This window comes from Paenibacillus cremeus, assembly GCF_007786445.1.
In the GTDB taxonomy this organism is placed as follows: Bacteria; Bacillota; Bacilli; order Paenibacillales; family NBRC-103111; genus Paenibacillus_G; species Paenibacillus_G cremeus.
Genome location: NZ_VNJI01000004.1, coordinates 128,772 through 150,038 on the forward strand (window position 1 = coordinate 128,772; position 21,267 = coordinate 150,038).

A 21,267-nucleotide genomic window follows, 5' to 3' on the forward strand; every position below is an offset into this window, starting at 1 on the left:
TATGAATCTAATAATCATTCGTTATAACTACTTCGGTTACAACTACGGCATAAGAAAAACCTGACGGCGTCAGGTCCTTTTCTGTTCATATGCCTATACACTCTATTGCTTGAATAATCGACTCCTTGTCGCGCTTACGAATCCAAAACGCTCTATTTGATCGTTTTAAAAAGGGAGCCCAACGACGGCTCCCCTTTGGCACTGCAGTTCATTCCTGCATGAATCGGATGCGGAACGTTTTCAGCTCGTACGGCTTAAAATAGGCTTCGAAGCCTCGATCGGTGTGCGCCATCACTTGCTCCTCACGCTCCATAAGATTAACTTCCTCCACCTTTGCCATGGGGAAATGAGAGGTGAAGCCCGCGCTCCCGCGCTGACCGGCGTATTCGTAGCAGCGCACGATCCACTCGTCGGAATCCTCCGCCTTTTTGATCGTATCCACAACCACATGCGTGCTGTCGCAAGCAAAGAAGCTTAACGAAGCGGGCAGAGAAGCCTTCGAATCGCTGCTTGTGGCAGGCATTGGCAGCTCCGATGCGGACGCCGGGCTGTTCAGCTTATGGGCCTCGATCGCCGTACCGGCTTTAAACCAGTCGCCGTCATGCGGCAGCAGCGAGTACGTAAAGATGTGCTCGCCAAGATCGGCCGTCGGATCGGGATTGACCGCCGACTTGATTAAGGTCAACCGCAGCACGTTGTCCCGCACGTCATGACCGTATTTGCAATCGTTAAGCAGGCTGACGCCGAACCCTCTCTCAGAGAGGTCCACCCAGCGGTGCGCACATGTTTCGAAGCGGGCAAAGTCCCAGCTGGTATTCCAATGTGTCGGGCGTTCCACATTGCCGAACTGGATCTCATAGGTGGCCTTCGTGGCGCGTACGTTGACCGGAAACGCCACCTTCAGCAGCTGCTGCCGCTCCTGCCAATGAACCCTGGTTACGAAGTCAATTCTCGGGTCATCCGGATAAAGCACCATGTCCTGGATCAGCTCGGATTGCTCATACGTCCAAGCAAAGCGGATGACGGTGCGGAGCTCACCTTGCTCGACCACCTCCACGGAGGTCAGGCTTGTTACGTGCCGTACCTTCTCATAATAGAAAAGATCGATGTCCCATGCATCATTAGCCAGCGGCTTATCTTCATGAATGTCAAACCGGTTGCCCTTCTCGCCAGATGCCAGCACCTCTCGATTCATCCGTTTGTCGAACAGCCGGGTCAGCTGCCCCTCATCGTTCCATTCGATATCATAGAACGGAGTATTCGCGGATCGGCTTGAAGCCGTGATCCCATTGCTCGACGGTCCGGGCTGATCTGCTGTCTCGGCGGTTGTTCTATATTGAATCGTTGTATACCCGAAGGCCGGAATACGGTTCACTTCAATCAGCAGGACGCTGCCTCGATCGGCATCTTCAGCCCTCTGCGTAGGCAGCATTCGTCCCTTTGCGTCATACCACACTTGACCAGCAAATCGATCCTCCCACGGAAGGCGGATTAGATCCTTCCGCTCCCACGGCAGCGTGTTCATGACGATCCAGCCAGGCGAAGTCCCGCCGCTGCTCACCAGCCGGGCCAGACCCTGCAAACTTCCCAGCTTCGCGCCAGACGCTAAGGCTTCCGCCTCCGCATACTCGATCCGGCTATCTGCATAGACCTCCGCAATCGAGGAGCCCGGTAAAATATCATGAAATTGGTTGCGGAGGACAATTTTCCAGCTGTCATAGAGCTGCGACCCAGGATAATGGGCAAAGCCCGCGAGCGAGCCGAAAAAGGTAGAGACCATTTCTGCATCGTGCAGCAGCTGCTCCATGCGCCGGTTCATTTTTTTGTTGTATGCCTGCGAGGTGTAGGTGCCGCGGTGAAGCTCCAGATACAGCTCGCCATCCCACTTATGAACATACCGGTCCGTATTCGTAACGGTCTCTTCCAATTGATTGAAGTACTCGTCAGCACGGCCAATCGTGACCTTGGGCAAGCCCGGCATCGTCTCCATTCGGCGTCTCATTTCCAGCATTGTCCGTGTCGGTCCGCCCCCTCCGTCTCCATAGCCGAAAGAAAGCAGCAGATGGCGGTTCAGCTCTTTATCCTGGTAATTGTCCCATACGCTCGTTACCGTTTCGGGCAGCACTAGGCCGTTATACGTATAAAACGTTGTGCCAGGCTCCGCATCCGGGGCGGTCGTCGTAATGTAGTGCGTCAAAATTTGGCTGCCGTCGATCCCCTGCCAATAGAACGTATCGTGCGGGAAGCGGTTGTACACATTCCAGCTGATCTTGGTGGTCATAAAATAGCGCAAGCCGGCCTTGAGCAAAATTTGCGGAAGCGCCCAGCTGTAGCCGAAGACGTCCGGGAGCCATAAATATTCGCATCGGGCTCCAAAGCGCTGCTCGAAATAACGCATTCCGTACAAGAGCTGGCGTACCAGCGATTCGCCGGACGGCACGTTGCAGTCCGATTCCAGCCACATGGCCCCGCCGGCTTCCCAGCGCCCTTCCCGGATGCGCTCAGCAATCTGGCTGTATAGCTCAGGATAATCCTTCTCCAGGTAGTCGTACAGCTGCGGCTGGGTCTGTAAAAATGTATATTCCGGAAACTGCTCCATAAACCGCAGAACAGTGGAGAACGAACGGGCCGATTTCTCCCTGGTGTGCTTCAACCGCCACAGCCAGGCCACATCGATGTGGGTATGTCCGATGCAGCGCACGGTCACTTCGCTGTTCTGGGGAATTATGGCCAGTTCCTGCTTCAATTTGGCGTTCGCTTCCTTGACGCTGGCATAAAAAGCAGCATTTCCGGGCACCCGCCAATCGATCAGCTGAAAAGCTAAGTCTAACGCCCTTAGCAGGCTTTTTTGCTCCCAGCTGTTTTCGCCGAGCACTTGAATCGTTTGCAATACCGCACTGGCCGTGTAGATCAGGTCGTCCGTCTCTTCTTCGAGCAGGGCTAGCGCGGATACCCGAAGCTGATGCTCGAGCTCGCTCTTATCGCCGGTCATTCCGTTAAGCCCGGTCCATACTTTAAACAGCAGCTCCACCGTTTGTCCGATCAGCCGCTCCGGCAGAAACACCTCCGGATGGTTGGTGCCGACGCCCTGGAACGGCTCTCCGTTAAGAAAAATTAGCGATTCGAAGCCCGAATTGTGCCCGGCACCGGTTTTGCCAAAATCAAACAGCCCGAGCGCCTTCTTCCCTTTCCACTCTGCAGGAATCGTAACCTCCGTCTTCAGCCAGGCGGTCAAATCCCAGCCGCTCCATCGCTCGCCCAGCGAGATGGTGCGCCACTCCGCGGTCTCAGGAGGCTTAGCCCCGACAGCCGCTTCCTGATCGATCCAAAATTGATAGCTGGGAATGGGCCGCAGGTCGATATAGCGATAGGGTTCCAATTCCGCAATGCGTTTCTCCAGTTTTTTCTCGGCTAAATGCATACTTTGGGAAAGCATGGAAATCCCTCGTTCCTCCGTTAATTTACAGCCGCTGTAAGAGGAAATTGCTTGGACAACTCCTTGGAAAGACGACGCAGCTGCTCGACCTCCAGCCGGTTCGTCGCTGTGAATTCCTCATGATTTCGCGAACGCGAGCGGTAATTTGAGGTGATGCCCTCCAGCATTTGATAATATTTCGCATTGACCGGATACAGCTGGCGCTCGATGAAGGCCGCCACACTGAGCGCATTCATTAAGCGGTCCGCTTCTTCCGGCTGCTGATCCCAGTGATGCAATAGCCACGCATACAGGTCCGGATGGAAATTCGCCATCACCCCACTGTAGCCGTCCACTCCCAGCTTCAAGGATTCCAGCAGCGTAGCTGTATTGGCATTGTAGAGCTTCAGTGGAGTTCCCTTGATGACGCTCAGCTTTTCTTTCAGCATCTCCACATCGCAGCACGTATCCTTCAAAAAGAAGAACCGGCCGGTATCTGCGCACCATTTTAATAAGGACGGTGACATGAGTCGTTTATATGGATAAGGACACTCATAGATTCCCAGCGCAAGATGGTCGGGCAATCGTTCCAGGAGCTTCTCCGCATTCGCCTTCCATACGTCGTCCGATTCATGCTGCTCTGCCAATCGATTCGAAATCAGAATGACCGCCTCAACACCCGTTTCCCCCATTAAAGTCAATTCCCGCGCCTGGTCCTCCAGCGAATCCGAAATATGCCCCGAGGCAATAACGGGAACTCTTCCCGCGGCCTTCTCCACGACAAAAGCGGCAAGCTTCACGCGCTCCTCCAAGCTCAAAAAGAACATTTCGCTGGACTGGCATACCGCAAACAAGCCGTCCACCTTGTTCTGGATAAACCAATCAATCATCCGCTCCAGCGCTGCAAAATCAATCTCTCCGGACTCCGTGTAAGGGGTTATCATCGTTGGCCATACGCCGTTAGGGTTATTAATTTCCATTCTGCATCGCTCCCGTTTTTCTAATTTTTCATTTCCAAAAAGTTGACTTCGATAATGGGCTCTTGCTCGTTAACCGGGATAAAAAATGTTTTAATCTCGCACCTGCCAAAGGCGCTTCGCCAGCTGCGGTTCAAAGCCGGAAGCTGCAGCTCGGTTTCCGCTTCTCTACCGTAAGTCTCATGACAGCGGAGGATCCATCCATCTCCATCCTCCGCCGGTTTAAAGGCGACCGCGATCACGTTGTCGGCTGAAATCGCAATGCCCTCTGCCCTCTGCGGTAAATCGCCTTCATGATACGTTTCCCACACCTGCTGCAGCGGTGTATTCCATTCGTAGGCCTTGCGTACGACGCCGCTATGCTGCCATGAACCGGCATGCGGCGTTAGCACATAGGTAAATTCCTGCACGCCTTGATCCATATATTCCACTTGTTCATCGCGTTCGCCGTAATGATCGGCGTAGATCGGACTGCGCACGACGGTCATTCGTAGCTCGTTGTCCAGAACATCGTAGCCGTATTTGGCATCGTTAATCAGCGCAAGGCCATACGTCGACGTCTCGGTTCCATCTGCGGTATTAGGCCTATCACCTGAACCTGATATGTCGACCCACATTTGTCCGGGCACCTCGTTGCCGTTAGTCGGCCGCTCGATAAAGCCGTAGGGAATCTCAAACACCGCGCGAGGCTGCTCGACTTGGACCGGAAAAGCAAGCTTCAGCATTCGGTGCCGCTCTCTCCAGTCCAGCCTGACCTTGACCTGCAGGTCGGAGCTGTCGTGCAGCAGGCTGATATCTTGACGCAGCTCGGAATCGCCATAGCGGCTAATGACCCTGATGGTCGCCCGCAGGGGCCCGGCTTCGAGCACCTTGCATTCGGCGCTGCCAAAGCGTCCCACCTCATCGCGATACTGCTTCAAGCCGTGTCCCCACGTATCGCTGTGACTCTCATCGATCACCATCGGCACGGCTCCATCGCCGGCCAATACTACTTTGCCGCCGTTAGACTTATCCACCAGACGCCGGATATAGCCGGTAGCCGGATCAAGCTCGACACGCAGCTTGTTGTTCTCCAGCACATGGCCCTCAGCCCTTGCCGCTCCTTGCGGCTGCTCCGTCTCGAAGGCTTGGTCGCGGTATACCCAATATACTTGATAGCCGAAGGCTGGGATTCGCCCCATGATTAACGTGTCCCATTTATCCGAGGTATTGGTCCGGGACGCCCTAACGGTTTGAAGCGGCAGCGGGCGGCCAGCCGAGTCGGTCACTCCGGCAACCTTCTTGTTGATCCCGATTGGCGCCTCCACCTCCCAGGATAACGGGTTAAAGACGACGAGCGGCGTACCGAGATCATCCTGCTCCCACAGCTGCCAGTCCTTTTCCTTGCTTAAGGACTGGACGCCCGGCTTCATCGTATGGATCGACCAGGACAGCTTTTGCAAAGCGGAATTGATGGCTTTGGCCCCAATGCTTAGCGATTCGCCGTAAAACTCCCGCACATCGTCGTAAGCTTCCTTGATGCTGCAGCCGCCCATAATATCGTGGAAATGATTGAACATGACGTTTTCCCAGGCCCGGTTCAGCGCTTCCGACGGATACGGCAGACCTAGCTTCAAATGGGCAAGCGAGGAAAACTTTTCCGCCGTGAGCAGGCGGTGCTCCGCCCGGCGGTTCGCCGCCTTCGATTCCGAGTGCGTGGAGTAACAGCCGACCGCATGCATCTGCATTTCATCCTTCACCACGGGGATATCCGGACCAAGCTGCATCATTTCCGCGAAATACTGGTTGGGCGAGCTGAGTCGGATGTCGTCCAGTCCAGAGCGCTGCCGGAGCTCATCAATCAGCTTGAGATTCTGGACGGTTGGTCCCCCTCCGTGATTGCCGACTCCATAGAACGACATGAAGGCATGGCCGCTGGCCATCGCTCTCTCCCTGTGCCGGAGGATCTTATCCTCCATGCCGTTGCTCGCCCAGTTCCCATAGCTGTCGGCCAGTCGGAACGCCATCACCCGGCTGCCGTCCTCCGATTCCCACCAGAACAAGTCGTGCGGCAGCGTCTTCTCGTGCGCTTCGGGACGCATGAAGACGTAGGAGTCCATCCCGCTTTGCCTTAGCAGCTGAGGCAGCATCCCGTGGTGGCCGAACGAGTCCACATTGTAGCCGACCCTCGCCGTTACGCCCAATTTGTCCTTCAAATAGCGCTGCCCGTATAAGCTGTGTCTTGCAAACGATTCGCCCGAGGGCAAATTGCAGTCCGGCTGAATCCACCAGCCGCCGGTAACCACCCAGCGTCCTTCGGCAACGCGCTGCTTAATTTCGGCGAACATTTCGGGAGCATTTTCCTCCACCCACTTGTAATAAGCAGCACAGGCGCTTGTGAACACAAAATCAGGGAATTCGCTGAGCCGATCCAACGCCGAACGAAAGGTCGCTTTGATCTCCGCGTAGCCTTCCTGCCAGCGCCACAGCCACACCGGGTCCAAATGCGCGTTTCCGATTAAATGCAGCTTTGTATCACCAATCATAGTCATTGCTGAACCCTCCAATCGCCATAAGAATAGTACACTTTACCCTTTGACCGAGCCGAGCATCGCTCCTTGTACAAAATATTTCTGCACAAAGGGGTATATGACGAGCACGGGCAGAATGGCGACAAATACGCACGCATATTTAATATTTTCCGTCATGACCGCCAGTCCCGCCTCGGCTGCACCTAGCTGCGCCGATTGGGTGGCCATGTCGCCCTGGATGACGATATTGCGCAAAATGATCTGCATCGGGTACAGCTTTTTTTCATTTAAATAGATGAGTGCGGGAAAGAAGCTGTTCCAATGGGCGACCGCGTAAAACAGAAACATCGTAGCCATGACCGGTAAAGACAGCGGCAGTACGATTTTCAGGAAAATTTTGAATTCTCCCGCCCCGTCGACGATCGCGGACTCATGCAGCGCCTCCGGAATTTCTTCGAAAAAGGTTCGCATCAGAATCATATTGAACACATTGATTGCAGTCGGAATCAGAATCGCCCAGATCGTGTTGACCATCCCCAGCGCATGCACCACCATGTAGCGCGGAATCAGACCGCCATCGAAGAACATGGTGAACACGACGAACAGAGCCAACGCCGAGCGGCCGTACATATGCTTGTGCGACAGCGGATAAGCGCAAAGCGCCGTCATCACCAAATTGACGAGCACACCGGCAGCCGTATAAAAAATCGTGTTACCATAAGAGCGCATAATGGACGGATCGTTAAAAATGACTTGGTAGGCTTTCAGATTGATTTCTATTGGCCGCCAAAATACTTCACCGCTGCTGACCGATTCCCCGGAGCTAATCGAGATGATGCCCATATAATAAAGCGGGTACAGGGTAACAAAGATCATAAACAGCATAAAAGCGATGTTGATCGTATCGAAAACGCCAAAGCTGCGACTTCGCATCATGTGATGTGATCCCCTCCCACTAAAACAATCTGGAGCCATTGATTTTTTTGGACACTTCATTCGCGGATACGACAAGCACAAACGCAAGCACCGATTGGAAAATGCCTACCGCCGAAGCAAAGCTAAAGTCACTGTCAATCAGCCCTCGGCGATAGACGAAGGTTTGAATGACATCCGCGGTCTCATACGTAGGACCACTGTACATCAATAAAATTTTCTCGAAGCCGACCGACAGCATTTTACCCAAAGTCAGGAGCAGCATAATGGTAACGACGGTAGAAATGCCCGGCAATGTAATGTGAAGCAATTTACGCCAGCGATTGGCCCCATCCACGGTAGCCGCCTCATACAGCTGCGGATCGATGCCGGTGAGCGCCGCCAAATAAATGATCGAATTCCAACCGATCCCCTGCCAAATTTCGGAGCCGACATAAATGCCCCGGAACCAGTCCGGCAAGGACATGAACGTCTTCGGCTCTCCGCCGAACAGTTTAATCACTTCGTTGATGAGTCCATCGACGGATAAAAAGTTAACCAGCATACCGACGACCACAACCGTGGATAAAAAGTGGGGCACATAGGTGACCGTTTGAATAAAGCTTTTAAAAAACTTGTGCCTAAGCTCATTAAGCAGCAAAGCGAAGATGAGGGACGAAGGAAAATAAAATAGGAGCGAATATACGTTCATTAGCACCGTGTTTTTTACCACCTGCCAAAAATACGGGTCCGTCAAAAACTGGCGAAAATACTTCGTGCCGGCCCAAGGGCTGTGAAAGAAGCCTTTGACGATCGAATAATTTTCAAACGCCATCAAATTACCGATCATCGGTGCGTAATGAAAGATGGCAAAATAGGCAAACGGCAATGCAAACATAAGATACAGGGGCATGCTCTTACCGAGTTTCTTTTGTAGATCGGCGGCTGGTGTCATCTCTCCCACTCCCTTCTAAAAAATCGGGGGACAGGCTGCCCGGTAGGCCATGGCAGCGCGCATCCCCCTCATGGCTTTAGCTTCGAGCGTTACTTCACCCGTGCCAAAGCATCGTTGTAGATTTTAACCAAATCGTCTGCGCCCTTGGTCTTCAGCTGTTTGACGAAGTTGTCCCAGTCGTTCAGCGCACCTTCGGTAATGATGAATTTATCCATATTTTGCGTCAGGTAAGCATCCAGCTGCGTACGGATTTGCTTCAGCTTTTCCCGCTCATCCTTGGTAAACGGAGGGTCGTTGACGAATTGGACGTTCTCCCCTGCGTTCAGACCTTTTTCGGCTTTCGTGTTCCACTCAATCGCTTCCTTGGTCATCCACGGCAGGTTTACATGGTCGTCGCTAGCCAGCGCCAGACCGAGGTAGCCGGTGCCATATTCGGATTGCAGCGCATACACAGGGCTTGGCTGCTTGTCTTTATACTTGTTCACAATCGCATCCGTCAGCTTGTAATTTCCGTTATCCCCTGTGAAGTCATCGCCCTTCAAACCGAAGTTAGTTAGTTCGATCCCTTCCGGCGAGTAAAGCCAATCCATGAATTGAGCCACCTGCTCCGGATTTTTGACCTTGGCGTTGATGACGTATGATTCCGATAAATGACCCAGCGCGTAAATCAGATTGCGCTTCGCTCCGCTCGGGGAAGCAATCGTATCCAGCAGATCGAATTTCGCATTGGGATCCTTTTTCTGCAGGTTCAGATTAAACGTATTCGCGAAGCCATTGTTGTCCTGGAAATAGAAGGACTTGCCTGCATTCAGCTTCTCCTGCCAAGTTTGCGAGGTGGCTGTAGCGTAATCCGGATCCAGAATTTTGTCCTTATACAGCTGGCGAAGCCAGGTGACGGCGGCCTTAAACTCCGGCATGGACGGGCCGAATTTGTACTGCTTCTCTTTGGGCTCATAGTACACCTTGGTGCCATTAAACGTGGTGTATCCGCTCCCAAAGCCGAAAGCGATCGGATTGAGCAGGTTTTCCGTTCCCGTTAGTCCATTGGCGGCGCGTGCGGCAAACGGATAGGAATCCGGATTCGCTTCCTTCATTTTCTTCAGCGCTTGATACAGCTCGTCATAATTCGTAGGCTTTTTCAATCCCAGTTTATCAAGCACATCCACGCGGATCATCGGAAGCTGGCCGCCGACGCCCTGCCAGTTCGCCACCAGCGGTAAGCCGAATAGCTTGCCGTCAATTTTATTTTTGTTGATCTCCGGCTGTTGGGCGATGAACTTCTTTAAATTCGGCATTTTGTCCAAATAGGGGGTTAGATCCAAAAAGGTGCCTGAATCAGCGAAGTTCTGAATATCATCCTGTTTGACCAGCATGACATCCGGCAGCGTATTGGTGGCAATCAGCGTCTTTTTCTTATCGTCATAGTTGCTTTGCGGTACGCTTTGCAGATCGAGCTTGACATTCTTCCGTTTTAAAATTTCCTGTACGGCTTTCGAGTTGGCTACAATGGCTTGCGACGGGTGCTCATATCTCATCCATGTTAGTGCTAATGGCTGGGCCGGCGCAGTCGCAGCTGCTGCCCCTGTACTAGATGATCCTGCGCCAGGTGCAGGATTCGCTGCAGGTGGCGGCGTGCTGCCTCCGCAGCCGCTAAGCACACCGGTCAGCAAGAACATCGAGCCGCTTACGGCCATAATCCCCTTTTTTGCTTTCATTGTACAAATCCTCCTATACTTCTGAGATTGGATGGTGTTACACGAGGATCGTAGCATAGGATTTCCAGCCGCTGGAATATCCAAAATGGGCGATAAACGTGCCGTTTTTCCGCCTTTTCGCGCGTTGATTCATTTCTCCCCCATGATGCAAAATGTCGCTATGTATGAAGGAAAAAAGCAACCCCCACCGAGCCTGCCGCCGAAGCTTGAGGTGGTGGGGACGCCTTTAACGCGGTATGCTTCGCCGAGAGCTCAGCATAAAATTATTTGGATTGGTTTAAAATGCGGAACACAATTGCCGCAACTTCCGCCCGGGTCGCTTTTCCATTCGGATTCAGCATTTGGTCACTGCCCTCAACAATCCCGGCTTTGACAAGCGCCGCAACGCTGTCGACCGCGTAGCCGGCAATGTCGGACGCATCCTTGAAGACTTTTAAGTCATCGGCCGTGGCTCCCGCCGGCAGCTTGCCCTGCTGTTTCAGTGCTCTGGAAACCATCACCATTAAATCTTGTCTGCTGATCTCCTGGGACGGGTTAAACTTATTTCCATCCATACCGTTTACGATGCCGAGCGCCTTGGCTGCACCAAGCGTCTCGTAATAATAGTCGTCCTTCTTCACATCTTCAAAGTTGGAATCAAAGGCGGCTTTCAAATTCAAGGCTCGAACGAGCATCGTCATCATATCCGCTCTGGAAATGTTTTTCTCAGGCGAGAAGGTTTGCTCTGAGGTTCCTTGAATGATCCCTTTGCTTGCTAAAGCATTGATAGCGTTTTGAGCCCATGCATAATGCTCGCTGACATCCGAGAAAACGGGAGCTTTACCTTTACCCGATTCTGCTGCAGGCTTCTTCACAGGCTGAGCCGAATCGGCCGGTTGGCTGTCCGTAGACGGAGCTGGAGCCGCAGCAGATCCGCCACCGGAGCTGCTGCTGGAACTGCTGCTCGGAGGGTTGACCGCAATAGTGGCAGTCGCCGTGAAGTTTCCGTCGACGGTTGTTGCCGTAATCACCACGCTGCCAGGACTCACGGCCGTTACTAGACCGTTAACGACGGTGGCGATATGGCTGTCGCTCGTGCTCCAAATCAACGTATTATTGCTTGCGTTGCTTGGCGATACGGCAGCATTTAACGTGTAAGTCTGCCCTGTAACCAGCGTCAGACTGGAGGCATCAAGCTGCACCTTCGTTACAGCAACGGCAGCCGGATCATTGTACAGATAAATTTTCCAGTACGGCGCGAAAGCCGGAAGCATGTCAGACGTGATGCCCGCCGGAAGCTTGGACTCATCTACCGTGCCTACAAACTTATCGCTGAGATACGTGTTCAGCTTAAAATTGTTCCTAATGGACGTCATATCCCAATTGACCGGCAGGTCAACGGAAGGCAGCGTCGCATTGCTCGCACCTGGCTTATAGCTCAAATATGCCTTAATCTTGCTTGGTAACAACGCTTTGATCGCATCATCCGATGCTGTTGCGATATTGAACGCCGCAGGCACGGCTATTTCCCGGTCAATATTTTCATATTCACGTACCATATTCACGGAATCGCCTTGCTTGATCCAATCCTCCGTCAGCCTGGAAAACTCAATGTGCTTGTAGCTCGCCATCGACTGAGATGAAGCATTCAAATCCAATGGGGAATAGAAACGGCTAAAGCTGACCAGAATATCCCCATTCTTGGCTTCCGAAACGGCTGGGTAGTGATAGCTGCCTGCGCTGGCTCTTGTATCCAATACAAGATGCCTTCTGTATTTCCATGTTTTTCCTTCGTCATCAGAAAGAGCCACGGCTAAGGTGTTCCGGTTGTTTTCGGTATCCACATGCGCAAATACCCAATTGCCGTCTTTCAGCTGAAGCAAATCATGTCCTACACCAGGGTCTTGCAATTCAGCAACGTCTTTGGCAATGCTCCATGTCAGACCGCCGTCCTTAGACTCGGAGTACAGAACACGGTAAGGCCTTGGTCCATTGTCACGCATATAGGCAACAATCGTCCCGTCTTTTCTTTGCGCCATCGTCGGTTGAACGTTCGCAATCCCTACGAGCGGCTCGCTCATTTCCCAGCGGATGGAATTATCCGCCAAAGGCTTGGAAGGATCGTATTCCGTAAATGCCATGATACTGATTTCAAGCGTATCGGAATACAAAGGCAGCAGCATCCGCACTTTGCCTCCGCCCAGCTGAACCGTAAACGGCTTGTCCTTGGTTTGCCAGCCAAAACGGCGGGCATACGGATAGCCGGAACGAGCCTTAAAGATGGAATCCGCTACGGTAGGTGCGTAAATATATTGATTAGGATCACCGCCGCTCAATTGCATAGCCTGAGTATACAAAGCGTCAAATTCGGAGCCATGCGCCTTCACGCTGACTCCTGCTCCGCCTTGAGCAATCGGTGTAAAGGCATATTCCTTTTCTTGCAGAAGCTTGGCTTTGAGCGTATTGACAAAGCCTTCGCTGTTGAGCGGGGCTCGTGCCGGATTATTGAGATCCTGGCTGATGTAATCGTTGGGGCTCGCAGGATCCACTACATCCCCGATGTTTTTACCGATCTTGATGCCGATATTTTCGGAGAAGGTCCAGTTCGGAACATTGTTCCCGATCTTGTCGAACTCATAGCTCCCCTTTTCCGAATAGGCATATCTAGGCTGCGACGTAGACCAACGGCCAGCCAGTACCGGATACCAGAACAGCCAAAGCCGGTCGCCGGAGTCTACGTAGACGACCGGATTAATGTCCGCGATTTCCGGAGCATCGGTCACGACAAAAGGCGTTTTCCACGTTTTCCCGCCGTCGATCGATCTTGCGCCCATAATTCGAGTCGTTGTACCGTCTCTCTCACCGTTACCTTGAAACCATACGCACAGCAGCTCTCCGTTTGGCAGCTCCACAATGCTGGAGCCGTGCGTATGATCTCCGGTATCCCCGTTATCCTTCACCGGATCGAAAATACTGGTAACCTTATCCGAGACGTTGATGCTCCCTGAGCTTGCAGCATAGGCCGGGATGCTTGAGACTGTCATGGATAAACAAACGGCCAGCGTCAGCGCGAGCTTGTTTCTTTTCTTCATCTTCATTACCCCTTTGCGATCGCTTGTTTGTTATGGCGTGACCGTGATATAGCATTTGTAAATGGTTCCGTATTTTCGGCTTACAACTGTAATTTGAGCGGTACCAGCACCGACTGCGGTGACTGTGCCGTTGTTGTTAATAGAAGCAACCGATGACAAATCAGAGCTCCAGTGGAGATCGCCGTCCGCTTGAACACTTCCGCCAACAGTCAAGGTGAAGTTCATTTGTGTTGCAGCATTTTTGGCTAAAATAATCGTCGGCACATTATTGATGACCGGCACCGGCGTACTGGAGCCGTAAGTTGCTGTAACGACCGAATCGAACAACGTTTGAATTTCAGACGCCGCAACTTTGGCGAAGCCCATCCTCTTGTCGGTTCCATTGAAATTAATAAAGTGGGAATAGTTCATCAAAGCATTGCCGTAATGATCGACAATCACGGATGGATACTCATAGGTATCCTTCGACACGGTAAGATCGTTATTGCCCTCGATCATAATGGACTTCCAGGTTTGCCCTTCATCACTGGATTTAAGCAGACTGAACGTCAAGCGATGACCGCTTTGTACCGGATCCACTGGGACGCGCTTCGTTTCTTGATTCGTTGCCGCAAGCCAATCGCCATTCGGAAGCTTGGAAATCTCGAAGCCGCCGTCGTTTTTCAAATACGGATCCACCTTATCAATGCTCCACGTTTGGCCGCCATCCGAGGATTCGGAATAGGTGGTATGCCATGCAAGACGGCCATTTTTCCCATCCAATTTACCGCTGCGGAAGTAGGCACGAAGATTGCCGTTGTTCAATTGAATCAAGGAGCCTTGAATCGTACCTGCGCCAACAATGGGCTCGCTCATTTTCCATGTAGCCCCGTGATCGTCTGTGTACACACAAATCGAAAGCGCCAAAGAGTCGGAGTATAACGGCAGGATCAATCTGGACTTGCCATTATATTGGATTTCAATCGGTTTGTTTTTCGTTTGCCAGCCGAGTCTGCGGTACATCGGATTCCATGTATTGGAGTTGTTGTCTGCACCGGACGCGCGTTCAATCGAATTTTTAATGATCGGCGGCTCGTATTTCGAATAGCTGGAGCCGGATCCCACATAAATGCCGTTTTGCAGCGAATCGATAATCTCTTGTGTTCTTCCGTTGTACACATCATCGTACGGCTTGTTGGCCTGTAAGTAATCAATAAACTTCTCATATTTGCGTTTCATGGCAACAACAAAGCTGTCAGTGATATATCGTTTGTCAGACGGGTTAAACCATGAAGTGACTTCAACATATTGGGAAGGATCCAGATAAGTGTTAGCGGTTACACTCGATGGAGCCACGTATTTCACCTCAGCTCCTTTCACGCCGTATTTCCACACGCCGCCGGAGAAGGTGCCTTTTCCAGCCATGACATCTCCGTTCATATAAATCGGCTGAGGATAGTGCCACTTGGGATTTCCGCCGTCTCTAGCGGTGTACTCATAGTTGCCAAGGTCGGAATACATGTATTTAGGCTGAGCCGATACCCATTGGCCATTGTAAATAACGTTATAGAACAGCCACAGCCGGTATTGACTGTCTACAAAAAGCACCGGATTGTTATCTGGAAAATCCAATGTATCGTATACGGTGAACGGTGCGGTCCAAGTGCTGCCTCCATCCTTCGAGCGGGCTCCAACAAGCTTTGTGATGTTGCCGTCGCGTTCGCCATCCCCACTAAACCAAACGGCCAACAAAGTGCCGTCATGAAGCTCTACCATGGTCGAGCCATGATTGTGATTGACCTTATCGGAAGGTGAAATATCTTGCCTGACAATTCCGTTAACAACAGACTGTGCATCGGCCGCTACGGAGCCAAATAAACTCATGATTAGGAGCAGTGATAACGCAAGGCTGAAACGCTTAATTCGCTTAAGCTTTTTCAACATGCTGCACTTCCTTCCGTTTTTTTATTGATTAAGTTAATAGCCGCTACTTCGCCGCAGCCACTGCAAAAGACACATAACCCGAAGCGGTTGATCCTGCACCGGTATAAGCGGGGACCGGATCTTTTTCTGCGCCCCCGCTGCCCGTTCTCCTGCTTATTTATATAACGGCCCGAGCTGCGAGCAAGCCCGATAATCCGCCGCTTCCAGGTTCGCCGTACCATAGGCATGCCATACGCTTGGCCTGAAGATGCGATCCTCGGCCACGTTATGCATGCTGACCGGTATCCGCAGCATGGACGCCAATGTAATCAGCGCCGAGCCGATATGCCCGCAGCTAAGCGCACAATGATTGGAGCCCCACGCCTGCATTACGGAATACACGCTGCGGAATACGCCTTCTCCTGTCAAGCTGGGCACAAACCAAGTGGTAGGCCAGGTCGGATTCGTACGCTGATCCAGCACATCGTGAATGTCCTGCGGCAAATCCACGGTGTAGCCTTCGGCAAGCTGCAGCACAGGGCCCAATCCCGCGACGAGATTGATGCGGGCCATCGTCACCGGCATGCCTCCTGCCGTTTGATAATCGGTTGAGAACCCGCCGCCCCGGAAGAAGTCGACGGCAGGACACCAAGAGGTTGCCTTGAGACACGCCTCCACTTCATCCTGCGTAATTTCCCAGAACGGCTTCATGGCGGGCTTGCCGTCTTTGGATTGACGACCTGTACCATCAAGCGCAGCAGGACCCGAATTAATCAGATGAATGATGCCATCCTTCGCAAGCCCGCTCAGCTCCTTGCCTGTCACGCGCTCAACCGCATCCGTGCTCCAATAGGTACGCACATCAGCAAAAATTTGAGCCGAGTCGGTAAGAAGGTGGCCCAGCAGCATAGTTACTGCATTGAGCGTATCGTTTTCGGTGGACATGATGAATGGCTCCCTGCACCCGTTCCAATCAAAGGATGAGCTCAAGATGGCCTCCATAAAATCACCGTTAGGAAAATGGTCGGTCCACATCCGTTGACCTTGGAAGCCGGCGGCGATCGCATTATGGCCAAGCGCTTCTTCTCCGTAGCCCAGCTCGGCCAATTTCGGATTACCGACCATCAGGTCCCGTGCGATCAAGGTCATTTGAACGACCGTTTCCCAATCGCGTGCTTTTTGTTCTGCGGTCCGCTTCAAGTGCTCAGGATTCACATCGACGCCTTCCGTGCAATTTTCCTGGGTCCATTGCAGCGCTAATTCGAATTCCTCGCGATCATAAATGCCGCGCTCCATTCGTCTGACAAACTCGGTCATATCGACATATTCATTGCGCATGCCAAGATACTGCTGGAAAAACGGCTCGTCGGCGATACAGCCTGCAATCCCCATCGATACGGAGCCCAGCGACAAATAAGATTTGCCCTTGATGGCGGCCACGGCAAGACCCGCCTTGGCGAACTGGAGCAGCTTCTCCTGAACATCGGCGGGAATCGTGCCATCCCCCATATCCTGCACGTCGCGCCCGTAAATGCTGAAAACCGGAAGACCCTTTTGGTTATGTGCCGAATTGGCTGCCGCCAAATACACCGCACCCGGGCGCTCCGTTCCATTAAATCCCCAAATGGCTTTGGGAATATGGGTCGTGTCGATCGTTTCCAGCGGATAGCACCACGATGGGGTTACGGTAATGGATACCCCTACGCCCTCACGTTCAAATTTCGCAGCGGCTTGCGCCGCTTCCACTACGCCGCCGATACACGTATCAGCTACAACGCATTCTACGGGAAGTCCGTTCGCATGCTTCAAGGTATGGCTTAAGAGCTCTGCAACGGCTTTCGCCATATTCATCGTCACGTCTTCCAGCGATTCCCGAATGCCGCCTCTTCGCCCGTCAATCGTCGGACGAATCCCAATCCTGGGCATATCGCCCACCAGTCGATGGCCAACTTTTAGTTCGCTCACTTCGTTGTCCTCCTCAACTTATGTCTTAGCTGCCTAGCTCCGCCGTCAAACGGCAAACATATGCAATTCATTCATCCGCAATCCGCTCATGAAACTCGTCAAAAGGCAGGATCGGCTGTCTCAGCGGCTTCATTCCTTACCTTCGGGATGTTCGGCTGCTGCTCTCCTTGATTTGCTTAAGTCGTTTCATCACGTCATTGCCCCCGCGCCCAAAATAATCATGCAATCGGCTGTACTCCTGATACAGCAAATCATAGGCAGCCACATGAGCTGGGATCGGCTTAAAGGTTTCATCCTTCACATGAGCCATCCGTTTCGCCGCTTCCACGATACTGTTGTAGCCACCACGTGCTGAACCTGCCGCTACCGCCCACTGCCGATTGACCGGCCTCATAGCCAAAATAGCCGGGAATGATGCCGTCTTCCACAACGCCGCAAATGCCTTCGACGTGCTTCTCGGATTCATCGAGCAGCAAGTGGCAAATGGAGGTTCCCATCGCCATGACAAGCTTGCCCGGCGTGACAACGCCGACTCCGGGGACGGCGGCATGGGCATCAATATTGCCGACGGCAACAGCAACTCCAGGCTTGAGACCCATGAGCCCGGCCATCTTGGCCGTTAGCTCTCCCGCCTTTGTACCGAGCGGCACGATGTCCCCGCGCAGTTTCGTCTTGGTTACATGCTCCAAACGAGGATCAAGAGACTTATAAAAATCTTCGCCCGGATAACCGTCTTCTTTGTGCCACAATGCTTTGTAGCCGGCTGTGCAGCTGTTTCGCAGCTTACTTCCGGTCATGGCGGAAACGACCCAATCGGCCGCTTCCACAAACCGGTCCGCCGCAGCGTACATTTCCGGCGCTTCATCTACAATCTGACAGATTTTCGCCAACATCCACTCGGACGAGATTTTACCGCCATACCGGGATAAAAAGGCTTGCCCCGTACGTTCAGCCAGCTCATTGATCCGATTAGCCTCCTCCTGAGCGGCGTGATGCTTCCAAAGCTTAACCCAGCTGTGTGGATGGGCCCTATGTGCCTCTTGAAAGCAAAGAGGCACATCCAGCTCATCTACAGGCAGCATCGTACAAGCGGTAAAATCAATCCCGATGCCTATGACATCCGCTGGATCGATTCCGGAGCACCGAATCACCTCGGGGACGGAACGCCGCAGAACCTCCAAGTAATCGTCCGGGTGCTGAAGCGCCCAATTCGGCTCCAGCCGCTCATCGGAGCCGGGCAGCGTTTCATCAATCACGCCGTGGGGATAAGGAGTTACATGAGCGGCCACCTCCTCCCCGGTTTGAATATTGACCAGCAGAGCCCTGCCCGACTCGGTTCCATAATCGACGCCAATGGCATATTTGGTTTCCATTGATCCAAGGTCTCTCTTTCTTGATGAGGGATGTTCTTCCTTATTGCTTGATGATCCATAGCTCGTTAATGTACGGGCCGACACCCGATTCTTCGTTGACCCAGACAATCTCCAGCCTGCCATCCGGGATTTGATCCGGGGTAATCGGATACTCATCCAGCAGCCCTCTGTACTTTACATCCGTATCATCGGCATACTTCCCATTCACCAGCATTCGAACCCGTCCGCCCCACAGCCCCATGACCTTAACCACATACGATGCATACGGGTCCAGATCGGTATAGGTCACCTTGATCGGAGCCGAGTAATATGAATTCAAATAGGTGACCCAGGCTAACGGCGGGCTGCTTAGACCCGGCAAAATGCGATCCAGCGTTTCTTTGATTAGCCTTGTATACGTGGAAGTCGAGGAGGTAGCCAACGCCTTTTGCAAAATAGCTGGATTATGCCGCAGCAGCGGTGTCTTCAAGTAGCCAGGATCATCGGCCCACGAATGGATGTGTTCAACTCGGGATATGGAGTGATTCAGCGCAAAATTATCGTAAATGCCTCCGATGCCCGGGTTGGTGCGATGAATAATCTTGTCATTCAACGCGTTTAAGCGCTCTTGCTCCGTAGGCAGCTGTCTGATGATGGCAAAAGCATCTTTAAGAAACGCCATATCATTCAGCGGCAGATCAATGCCATCCATGAACGCTCCGCGGATGACGCCGATGGCTTTATGCCTTTCAACGGTAAGCTGCGCTCCAATATGCTCGAACAGACGGTCGGCCAGATCATCACACTTCAGCTTATATTCCGCGCAAACCGGCTCGGTCTCTTTCTTATCCAGCATTTCCTCCGCGAGCTCCATCGCTTGAAGTGTGCCTAGTGATGGCGCTTGAGCCAGAATATCTCTGGCCTTAGACTCCAGCTCGGCCTCATGGATCCATCGTCTCTGAATATAAGCATCATAGTAGGCTCTCAGTAAGCCCTGCTCGAACCTGTAATTATTCTGAACCTTCTCGTCGGCAATTGCTTCCATGGCCTTCCATTGCTGCAGAGTGACCGGAATTTGGTGACTTGTCGCTATCGGCCCGTCGAAATTACGCTCCAACGCAAGCAGACCTTGGCTAACCCCAGCTTCAAACTGCGGACCGATAAACAATCGGGCAAACTCTTTTAACGTATCGAGCACAGGCGTCTCCGGGTTCCAGTCCTGGCCGCTCCATACAAATTTGTTTACGTCGTCGTTAATCCCCTCGGAATAGCTTAACGAGCCGACAATGCCATCGTCCTTCGTCGAGTTATGGATATGCTTTTGTGCCACGGGTCTAGGGTTAATGCATTCTCTGGAGAGAGTCATGGCAAACGCCGTATCCCAGTTCGGTACTGGGTATTGGCAGCTTAGGCTGTGAGTAATGTCAGGATAGCTCCGGATGGCGATACGTTCTGGCACAAGCTGTCTTAGCTCCGGCAAGGAGTGCTTTTCCCAAGGGCCAAACACCACCCCGGAGAGCCATTCCGGTTCTTTGCGCACATTCTCGAAAAACACGTTTAACCATTCATCAGTCGGATTGAACGCCTGCGGCGACACCCACAATTGGGCATGGGGATGATGCTTATGCAGCACCTCCGCTTGCATCGCCATAAAATCGAATAAGTCCTGCGCTCCTAAGGCACCCGGATCCCCGCCGGGTACAAAGACGTGATCCACTCGCTTCATCGATCCGAAAATTTCGTCGCGCTCATCCAATTGCAGCTTCAGATAGTCGGGCTTCATAAACTCCTCGTCGTTGCCGGAGGCCGGATACCAATTGTCCTCGGAGCCCATATTCGGATACCAGATCCAGACATCCAAGTCCATCGAGTCGCAGACTTCCGATACATGCTGCATCATAAACAAAGGGTCATAGATCATCAGCGGGCCGGTGCGATCGTCATCCGTGATCGGTGGCATAATCTCAATGCTGTTAGCTCCAAACAAGGCCAGCTCCCGGATGTACTGGGAATAAATTTCGGGTGTCCATGCGTCATAAGCATTGGTTTTCGGTCTGTATCCCAGCTGATGTCCCCGCAAAGGGAAATGCGGCGTTTCGCAAAGGCTGATGGAGGAAGGGGCCTGCAGGTGGGATTCTGTCATGTACATGAGTCTCAGCAGCTTTCCCACACCATACAGAACACCCCGGTCATCGGCCCCCTCCACCGTAATCGTGAAGCGTTCCCGGCTCTCCGTGGAGATGCGGAATCCTTCCGGTCCGGGCGCGTTCTGACCTTGCTCCGTTAAATAGTGAACGGCAATCACCGGCCGAGTATCCGCAGGAGGCGTGTCCAGCACGGGCAATCGAATTCCCGTCCGTTTTTCGATTTCCTCCACCAGAATGTTCACGGCCGTCCTTCCTCTGGCTGGCATTGATGCCGAGATGTAAATGCTTGCGCTGGATATATCGGTCACTTGTACCCCATTGCATACCTGTTGTTGGTTCATCTTTC

At 52.6% G+C, this 21,267-nt stretch carries 10 protein-coding genes and 1 pseudogene; all 11 read right to left on the reverse strand.

Annotation, left to right across the window (positions count from 1 at the left end; translation table 11 throughout):
* Positions 1 to 208: 208 nt before the first annotated feature.
* The 11 genes and pseudogenes from FPZ49_RS04790 to FPZ49_RS04840 all read right to left on the reverse strand — a co-directional run bounded on the left by FPZ49_RS04790 (position 209) and on the right by FPZ49_RS04840 (position 21,262).
* Positions 209 to 3,436 carry an alpha-mannosidase gene (locus tag FPZ49_RS04790; protein WP_261381250.1) on the reverse strand — a complete coding sequence of 1,076 codons (3,228 nt, stop codon included), beginning with the start codon at positions 3,434 to 3,436 and terminating at the stop codon, positions 209 to 211.
* A 20-nt stretch (positions 3,437 to 3,456) separates the two neighbouring features.
* Positions 3,457 to 4,395, reverse strand: a complete 939-nt coding sequence (locus FPZ49_RS04795; protein WP_144843949.1) for a dihydrodipicolinate synthase family protein — start codon at positions 4,393 to 4,395, stop codon at positions 3,457 to 3,459.
* Between the two features lie 20 nt (positions 4,396 to 4,415).
* On the reverse strand, positions 4,416 to 6,923 hold the full coding sequence (locus FPZ49_RS04800) for an alpha-mannosidase (RefSeq protein WP_144843951.1): 2,508 nt from the start codon (positions 6,921 to 6,923) through the stop codon (positions 4,416 to 4,418).
* 36 nt (positions 6,924 to 6,959) lie between these two features.
* A complete protein-coding gene (locus FPZ49_RS04805) occupies positions 6,960 to 7,838 on the reverse strand; it encodes a carbohydrate ABC transporter permease (protein WP_144843954.1) in 879 nt (292 codons plus the stop codon).
* 19 nt (positions 7,839 to 7,857) lie between these two features.
* Positions 7,858 to 8,769, reverse strand: coding sequence for an ABC transporter permease (locus FPZ49_RS04810; protein ID WP_144843957.1), 912 nt, complete (start codon positions 8,767 to 8,769; stop codon positions 7,858 to 7,860).
* Positions 8,770 to 8,858: 89 nt separating this feature from the next.
* Positions 8,859 to 10,484: an extracellular solute-binding protein gene (locus tag FPZ49_RS04815; RefSeq protein ID WP_186445616.1), complete on the reverse strand. Its 1,626-nt coding sequence runs from the start codon at positions 10,482 to 10,484 to the stop codon at positions 8,859 to 8,861.
* A gap of 263 nt (positions 10,485 to 10,747) precedes the next feature.
* Positions 10,748 to 13,555, reverse strand: coding sequence for an S-layer homology domain-containing protein (locus tag FPZ49_RS04820; RefSeq protein WP_186445617.1), 2,808 nt, complete (start codon positions 13,553 to 13,555; stop codon positions 10,748 to 10,750).
* A gap of 30 nt (positions 13,556 to 13,585) precedes the next feature.
* Positions 13,586 to 15,478: an exo-alpha-sialidase gene (locus tag FPZ49_RS04825; protein WP_144843966.1), complete on the reverse strand. Its 1,893-nt coding sequence runs from the start codon at positions 15,476 to 15,478 to the stop codon at positions 13,586 to 13,588.
* A 153-nt stretch (positions 15,479 to 15,631) separates the two neighbouring features.
* Positions 15,632 to 17,383 (reverse strand): L-fucose isomerase, encoded by a 1,752-nt coding sequence (locus FPZ49_RS04830; protein ID WP_186445624.1) that lies wholly within the window; start codon positions 17,381 to 17,383, stop codon positions 15,632 to 15,634.
* 175 nt (positions 17,384 to 17,558) lie between these two features.
* Positions 17,559 to 18,795, reverse strand: a pseudogene (locus tag FPZ49_RS04835) (ribulokinase).
* 40 nt (positions 18,796 to 18,835) lie between these two features.
* Complete coding sequence (locus FPZ49_RS04840; protein WP_144843973.1) at positions 18,836 to 21,262, reverse strand: glycoside hydrolase family 20 zincin-like fold domain-containing protein; 2,427 nt, start codon at positions 21,260 to 21,262, stop codon at positions 18,836 to 18,838.
* Positions 21,263 to 21,267 lie beyond the last annotated feature (5 nt).

Excerpts from the sequence above, each read along its gene's own strand:
- FPZ49_RS04840 (WP_144843973.1), bottom strand. The coding sequence starts at position 21,262 with ATGAACCAACAACAGGTATGCAATGGGGTACAAGTGACCGATATATCC.
- FPZ49_RS04830 (WP_186445624.1), bottom strand. The coding sequence starts at position 17,383 with ATGCCCAGGATTGGGATTCGTCCGACGATTGACGGGCGAAGAGGCGGC.
- FPZ49_RS04790 (WP_261381250.1), bottom strand. The coding sequence starts at position 3,436 with ATGCTTTCCCAAAGTATGCATTTAGCCGAGAAAAAACTGGAGAAACGC.
- FPZ49_RS04825 (WP_144843966.1), bottom strand. The coding sequence starts at position 15,478 with ATGTTGAAAAAGCTTAAGCGAATTAAGCGTTTCAGCCTTGCGTTATCA.
- FPZ49_RS04795 (WP_144843949.1), bottom strand. The coding sequence starts at position 4,395 with ATGGAAATTAATAACCCTAACGGCGTATGGCCAACGATGATAACCCCT.
- FPZ49_RS04815 (WP_186445616.1), bottom strand. The coding sequence starts at position 10,484 with ATGAAAGCAAAAAAGGGGATTATGGCCGTAAGCGGCTCGATGTTCTTG.
- FPZ49_RS04820 (WP_186445617.1), bottom strand. The coding sequence starts at position 13,555 with ATGAAGAAAAGAAACAAGCTCGCGCTGACGCTGGCCGTTTGTTTATCC.
- FPZ49_RS04810 (WP_144843957.1), bottom strand. The coding sequence starts at position 8,769 with ATGACACCAGCCGCCGATCTACAAAAGAAACTCGGTAAGAGCATGCCC.
- FPZ49_RS04805 (WP_144843954.1), bottom strand. The coding sequence starts at position 7,838 with ATGATGCGAAGTCGCAGCTTTGGCGTTTTCGATACGATCAACATCGCT.
- FPZ49_RS04800 (WP_144843951.1), bottom strand. The coding sequence starts at position 6,923 with ATGACTATGATTGGTGATACAAAGCTGCATTTAATCGGAAACGCGCAT.